This is a genomic window from Fulvivirga kasyanovii (assembly GCF_009711405.1).
Classification (GTDB): Bacteria; Bacteroidota; Bacteroidia; order Cytophagales; family Cyclobacteriaceae; genus Fulvivirga; species Fulvivirga kasyanovii.
The window spans coordinates 1-5470 of record NZ_SMLW01000319.1 but is presented as its reverse complement, the minus strand read 5'-3'; the positions used below and the strand labels follow the sequence as shown (position 1 = coordinate 5470).

Annotated in this window: 2 protein-coding genes and 1 pseudogene; all 3 read left to right on the top strand. The window is 42.2% G+C overall.

Features of this window, described 5'->3' with window-relative positions; genetic code table 11:
* Positions 1–1049: FAD-dependent monooxygenase (locus E1163_RS02790; protein ID WP_155169235.1), on the top strand; the 1049-nt coding region annotated here is incomplete at its 5' end.
* 129 nt (positions 1050–1178) lie between these two features.
* Positions 1179–2522 (top strand): ATP-binding protein, encoded by a 1344-nt coding sequence (locus tag E1163_RS02785; protein WP_155169233.1) that lies wholly within the window; start codon positions 1179–1181, stop codon positions 2520–2522.
* A gap of 26 nt (positions 2523–2548) precedes the next feature.
* A pseudogene (locus tag E1163_RS02780) lies at positions 2549–5470 on the top strand (hypothetical protein); the annotation flags it as partial.

The following is a 5470-nucleotide window of genomic DNA, read 5'->3' as shown; positions in this document are numbered from 1 at the left end:
ATGAACAGGCTGGAGAAATAAAGCAGGTAGGGGCAGGAATTATATTGGCCAACAATGCCATGCAGGTTTATGAAAAACTTGGGCTGCGAAAGGAAATTGAAAGCCATGGAAATATAATTTCCTCAATGAACATTACAAAGGCTAATCTAAAGCTGGTTTCCAGAGTGGATTTATCATATTTTGAAAAAAAACATAGGGTAAAAAATGTTGCCATCCACAGAGGGGTATTGCAGCAGATCTTACTGAATAAGCTCCAGTCAACAGAAATAAATCTAAAGCATAGCCTCAAGCATGTCAGCCAGGCCGGTGGTATACCTTCTTCGACATTTGAAAACGGAAAGTCAATCCAATCTTCAATGCTTATAGGTGCTGACGGATTAACTTCAGTAGTCAGGCAATGCTTATTCCCGGAGAATAAAGTAAGAAATGCTGGCCAGGTCTGCTGGAGAGGAGTTGTAAACTTCGATTTACCCCCCGAATATAAAAATGAACTGAATGAAGCATGGGGAAGAGGAGAGCGTTTTGGATTTGTACAAATTGATAAAGACAAGGTGTATTGGTATGCTCTGAAATCTTTTAAAAAACATAAGGACGAATATTCGGTAAGCGACTTAGACAGCTACTTCAGTAATTACCATGCCGTGATCAGAGATATTATTGCAGCTACCCCAAAAGAGCGGGTACATACAGCGATGATATCTGACCTAAAACCTACCGGCACCTGGCATAAAGAGAATGTCTGCCTGATAGGTGATGCTGCTCATGCTACCACTCCCAACATGGGACAAGGAGCCTGTCAGGCTATTGAAGATGCTTATGTGCTATCTGAATGCCTAAATAAATATGATACACATGCAGCATTTGAAAAATTTCAAAATTTAAGATTGCCGAAAGCCCATCATGTAGTAAAAACAAGCTGGCGCATTGGCAAAATGGCACACCTCTCAAACCCTTTATTGATCAAAGCCCGTAACCTGATAATGACCATAACACCACCCTCCATAAGCAGAAAGCAACCTGAGCAAATATTCCAGTTGCCTGCCCTATGATAAATATCCCTGCTTCACAATCGTCTACCTAAGCAATATTTACTTACATTATATTTACCAAAATAAACTTAAAATACTATTATTACAGTTTGAGTCAATTACATTTTCGTTAAAAGCATTAGCCAGCGCATGATTAAAGCAGACATTGAGTGGGCCAGAGAACTGATTAGCAAAAGGTTAGAAGAATTAAACAGTACATCCTCCGGCCCATGGGCCATGGAAAACCACCTGCCTCCTGCATGGGAAGGCGACACCCCTTATGGTGATTTGTTTGAGTTGTTTCGGCAGGAGACCGATCTTGATGATGCACCTTCACTAATTGCGGAGCGTTTAATTTTAATATTTGCCCTGTCACCTTACCTAGCCCCTTCTCTGCTTGAACCTTTTACGAAGGCCTTACAAACCGGCCAGGGCCTTGATACCCTTGGAGGTATTCAGAGCGAAACCCAGTTTGGATTTATGCCCACTTTACAAACGGTATTATTCATAGTAGCCGGCAATGACGTAGACTTGCGCAAAAAACTACTTTCAGGGGTTTTTCACGAAGCACATCCGCTATGGACTATGGGAATAATTGATGTACATCATGATCCCAGAACCAAAAACCCGTTATTGATCCCCTTTGAACTCAATGAAGAGTTCTACAACATTCTTGTCTTAGACCAACCTTACAAGCCGCAGTTTAGCAGAACATTCCCGGCGCAGCTTGTACAAACCCGCGAAGACTGGGACGACATGGTGGTACCGAGTGATACGCGTGTGGCCCTTGAGGAAATTAACATCTGGCTAAAAGAGCGTGAAAGGATTGCCAAAGACGAGGTTATCAACAGAAAAGCCAAACGGGGCTACAGGGCCTTGTTTTACGGCCCTTCGGGTACAGGTAAAACTATGGCTGCCTGCCTTTTGGGCAAAGAGGCAGGCTTACCGGTTTATAGGGTGGATCTTTCTATGGTAGTCAGCAAGTACATTGGCGAAACCGAAAAGAACCTATCCCTGATCTTTGAAAAAGCGGAAAATAAAGAATGGATCTTATTTTTTGATGAGGCCGATGCTCTTTTTGGCAAACGTACCCAGGTAAGTACTTCCAATGACCGCTACGCCAACCAGGAGGTATCTTTCCTGCTACAAAGAATTGAAGACTTTAACGGGCTGGTAATTTTGTCCAGCAATTTTAAAGCAAATATCGACAGTGCATTTACCCGTCGCTTTCAATCTATCGTCAAATTTACTATACCCAACAAAACCCTGCGTTTGGAGCTGTTCAGGCGGGCGTTTGAAAAAAAATACCTACTGGAAGATTTACAGCTTATGGAAAATGTAGCCAATAAGTATGAACTGTCGGGAGCGGAAATTAATAACGTATTTCAATATTGCGCTATGATGTGCCTGCATAAGGGATTAAAAAAAGTGTCGAGCGAAATATTTTCTCAAGGTGTGATCAAAGAGTTGAGAAAAAAAGGAAAAGCCCTCTAAATCAAAAATCAAGCCCAAGCTTACTCATGGCAGGAACAGAAGATAATGTAAAAGCGCCCAAAGAGGCCGGTAGTCCGCAAAATAACACCCGCACCCGAAAGCGGCCAGGCAACGGCCGGATATTGGGGATCAATACCGCCAGCCTAACGGCTAAGGTGAAAAACCTGCAATTGGGAGAGAAGATCCCCGGCCTCATCAACAAAATCAAAGAGTCTCCCCTGCTAAACCGCGACCCCGAAGTGTCCCAGGAAGAGCAAGACCATTTGAAAAACGAGTTTCTCGTCTACGTCAGCACCAAGAAGGCACTGATCACCGACCCTGAGCAGCTACAGGATTTCGACAAACAGGTTGAAAAGTTCCTCAAACGCATGGATGGCAGGGCACAAGACCACTGGGGCGACGACCGCTATTTCCGCTTGCTTGAGAAGTGGTTTTCTGATTATGATCAGGTAATCAGCGGTAAGATAAAGTCCATCAAGGGAAGCATAGGGCTACAGGTAAACTCTCTGAATGAACGGATCATTGAAATTACGGCAAAAGCCAAAGAAGCCATGCAATTGGCAAGTACTGATACCGGAAAAGCTCAGGAATTGCTGCAACAAACTACAGCCAAACTGAACGATGCACGCGAAAAATCAACAACTGCAGCGGCAACCTTACAGGAATTCGGCACGAAGGAGCAACAACAGCTATTCGCCTCCTCGTACAACCAGATCATTACTAATTATGGTGCTTTGCTCAGCTCCATAGAAAGCAGTATTGCCGGTATGAATCAGGACATAACAAAGTACCAGAGCTTAATACCGCAACTGGATGGCCAGGTCAATAAACTCAAAAGCTTCAGCATTAAAGTACAGCAAGAGCAGGATGTTCAGGCATTGATTAAAATCCAGCAAACAGAGTTTACACTGCTGAACAGAGATATTCAGAGTTTTATTGAAGCCATTAACTTAAACCGGGGTACAGAAGCAGTTAATGAGGAAAAAGTAAACCAAGAGACAGAGAAGGAGAGCCAGTCACTAACCGAACTGGATGAGCAGGTAGCCGAGACCAAGGCGAAGGAAATAGCCCGGCGTGAAGAGGAAAAACGACGCAAAGAGGAGGAGGAACGAAAGAGAAAAGAAGCAGAAGAAGAACGTCTGCGAAGGGAACAGGAAGCTGCAAAGCTTAAACCTTCTGACAAAAAGGATGAAGACATAGAAATTACAGCGGAAAACAGCTCCAGCTCCAATATTGCGCTGTTAATTTCAAACTGGAATACTCATGGCGATGGAGACAAACGCAAGCTGGCTTATATCCTGGCGACTGTTGAAGGCGAATGCGGATTTAGATCAAAAGCAGAGAAGAAGCAAGTAACTGCCAAGACAGATAAGCAAAAAGAACTCATTCGCCTGCAAAGCAGATACTGGTCAAGTGGCTATTATGGAAGGGGCTTTGTTCAAATTACATGGAAAGCCAACTATGAAAAGGCCAAAGAACTTACCGGTGTCGATGTAGTGACTTACCCGGACAAAGTTTTAAGTCCTAAAGTAGCTGCTGCCATTGCCGTTAAGGGCATGATCAATGGTATGTTTACAAACAAAAAATTAAGTGATTATTTCAACGACAATAAAACAGACTGGGAAAATGCCCGTGCCATTATTAATGGAAGTGACCGAGCCAGTGATTTTGCTAAAAAAGCCAAAGCCCATTACGAGCGCCTGAAATCCCCAGATGGTGGAGAAACCTATTACAAAAACTACCTGAATTTTGCTGACAAACAGACTGTACTTAAAGCCGAAGGCTTATATACCGGTAAAATTGACGGGATGAGTGGACCCAACTCCAACAAAGCCATTAAAGCTTTTAAAGCCAAATACGACCTTAAAGATGACGATGCATTTGATAAGAAGATCAGAGAATTACTCCATGCAAAAAAAGAAAAAGTAGCCCCTGAGGAAGAAAAGGCGAAAACTCCATCAGCAAAGGAAAAAGTAGAAGCACTCTATGCTCAGTATAAAAAGGATGAGATTGATATGGTGCAATTAGGCAAATCGTTAATCCCATACGCCTCCAATGACGGGGCCTCCCATGTACAGGCCATTCTGGAAGATCTTGGAGGAACTAATGATAACCTGGCCTATGCAATGGTAAGTAATACTGATAACGATGTACTTCGCCTGTTCAATAAAGACTTATTGGTCGATTTGGCGGATGCTCTTGCTCCGGAAAACAATTACGTAAATATTGATAAGAAACGAATTCTTTACAACCGCATAACTGCTATCACTAAACCTGCCAAAGAAGAAAAAACAACTGAACCAGAGGAAACTACTAAGGTAACTAAACTAAGTACCAATAAAATATCAGAGAGCGTAGGCAAAGGAGGTACTAATATGGCCAAAGATGTTCAGTTAATACAGTCCTTCCTGGTTACTTTTGGCTACCTATCCAAATCGTGCAGTGAAATAGACACCGTAAAAGGACTTGTACCTCAAAACACCGTTGTAAAAGACGAACAGCTTACGGAAACTATTAAGGCCATAAAAGAATATCAAAAATATGGAGCCACTGTTTCTTACAGTAAAACGGAGCAAAAAAGTGTTTATCAGGGAGATGGTGTGATCAGCAAAAATGGGACTACTAATGCTTCCATTCAATCCATGACAAAAGTTCATAATAATTACTCAGGCGAAGAACCACTTGAAAAAGAAGTTACCTTGCTCAAAGATTCTCAGTGGGTTAGCCAATTCCGTTATGGCTATAATTTTTATAGTGGTAACACAGAGAAAGAGTATATTGACTATGTAACTGAACTGACGGGGTATGATGATGCTAATAAACTTCATAAAGCCTCAGACGATATAATAAAAAAAGTAAAGGATAAATTTAAAGACCAAGGCGGCAGATGGTTTACTATGAATGATTCTAAGGATAATGCTTTGTTCACCAAAGACAAAGCCTATGAG

Coding starts and splice junctions, on each gene's coding strand:
- E1163_RS02785 (WP_155169233.1), top strand. CDS start 1,179: ATGATTAAAGCAGACATTGAGTGGGCCAGAGAACTGATTAGCAAAAGG.